The following is a 1,266-nucleotide window of genomic DNA, read 5'->3' as shown; positions in this document are numbered from 1 at the left end:
TTATTCTGATGGTGAGTCTGATTGTGTTAAGTTCTATGAAATATTCAAGTCAGCATGTTACTCAATAAATGAGTCGGCGTTGTCCCGGGAGTTTGATTTATCAACAGTGTTTTTGGCAATGAGAAACTTTGCTTCATGTTACTCGTTGGCATATTTAGAACGTCCTGATTTTTCAAGACGCTCTAGCATAAACTTAGGTGCTTTAAGTGTCCCAATCGATAGAGAAGTATTCGATGTGCTAGAGTCTGCTAGAATTCTCTGCACACGAGGTGTTGGAAGCTCTCTTACAGAGCCTCAAGTGTTTGCAGCTATTGAAAGTCTTCCCCAAATAAAATGCTGGATGCAGTCATTGATAAAAAGAGTCGATAAAGTATGAGTGAGTTTAGAAATAGAATTGAATCTCAGCGAGAAGCTGTGAAGATTGTAAATAGTTTCCACTTATATGGAGAACCTCTATTCAGCTTGACAGAAAAATCGATCAACAGATGGGTTTCTATAAACCAAATAGACCCTAAGGCAGTGCATGTTAATCTAATTATTCAGACTTCTAAGAAGCTATTCTTCTTGGCTAATAAAAGTCAGGAGCAAGTTACGGAAGACTACAAGAAACTATCAAAAGATGTAGAAGATCTTTTAATTCAAATAAGTCGAGAAATGAGTGCTCTTCGACAAAATGCTGGCTAACAAGTGTTTAAGGTTTCAAGATACTTTATCTAATCTCAGATAAGCGCGTTAGAGTCATTAATCTAACGCGTTTATGTCCAAAAATCAGTTACGTTGAATGTCAGTTACCTTAACAAGCTTAAAATGAGACGAGTCAAAAATGATACTTAGATGGCTGTCAGATATGATTAATTTCTCATCAAATCTGACAGATCAAGTTAAGACTTACTCGTATAATTGTGTTACTCGTATAATTGATAGCAAGATACTAAGTGGTCCACTCATCAATCATGTCAGCCCAGTCCTGCAACATGGCCGCGCGCTGTTCTCGGTACTCGGCTTTATTGTAAACTGCCCTCACCCCTTTCTGTTCGTGTGCCAGGCACTTTTCTATCCAATCCGTGTTGTATCCTGCCTCATGCAGCAAAGTGCTCGCTGTTCTACGTAGGTCATGCGGCCCAAACTTACTTAGTGACTGCCCATCCTCCCCCGGTGTCAGGGTAGTTGTCGCCTGATTGGTTTTACCCTAACCAATTCCCGGGGGCGGTTTGAGTACTGCGATGCCACGTTATTCCCCAGAGCGCAGAGAAGCGCTGTTGAAGA

The 1,266-nt window shown here is 40.7% G+C and carries 3 protein-coding genes; 2 read left to right on the top strand and 1 reads right to left on the bottom strand.

The window, feature by feature from the left end:
* Both ACT3TY_RS17875 and ACT3TY_RS17870 read left to right on the top strand, forming a co-directional pair.
* A partial coding sequence (locus tag ACT3TY_RS17875) for a hypothetical protein (RefSeq protein WP_444629091.1) occupies positions 1 to 376 on the top strand: 376 nt, incomplete at its 5' end.
* The gene (locus ACT3TY_RS17870; RefSeq protein WP_213971709.1) at positions 373 to 684 is read left to right on the top strand and encodes a hypothetical protein; all 312 of its coding nucleotides are present in this window, start codon (positions 373 to 375) and stop codon (positions 682 to 684) included. The genes ACT3TY_RS17875 and ACT3TY_RS17870, both read left to right, overlap by 4 nt.
* Positions 685 to 931: 247 nt before the next feature.
* Here the strand turns inward: ACT3TY_RS17870 and ACT3TY_RS17865 are convergent, their stop codons facing one another.
* On the bottom strand, positions 932 to 1,162 hold the full coding sequence (locus ACT3TY_RS17865; protein WP_444629092.1) for a tyrosine-type recombinase/integrase: 231 nt from the start codon (positions 1,160 to 1,162) through the stop codon (positions 932 to 934).
* Positions 1,163 to 1,266 lie beyond the last annotated feature (104 nt).

It is taken from the genome of Halomonas sp. AOP22-C1-8 (assembly GCF_052378905.1).
GTDB lineage: Bacteria > Pseudomonadota > Gammaproteobacteria > Pseudomonadales > Halomonadaceae > Vreelandella > Vreelandella citrativorans.
Note: the sequence above shows the minus strand (reverse complement) of the source record. Positions and strands in the feature narration are given on the sequence as shown.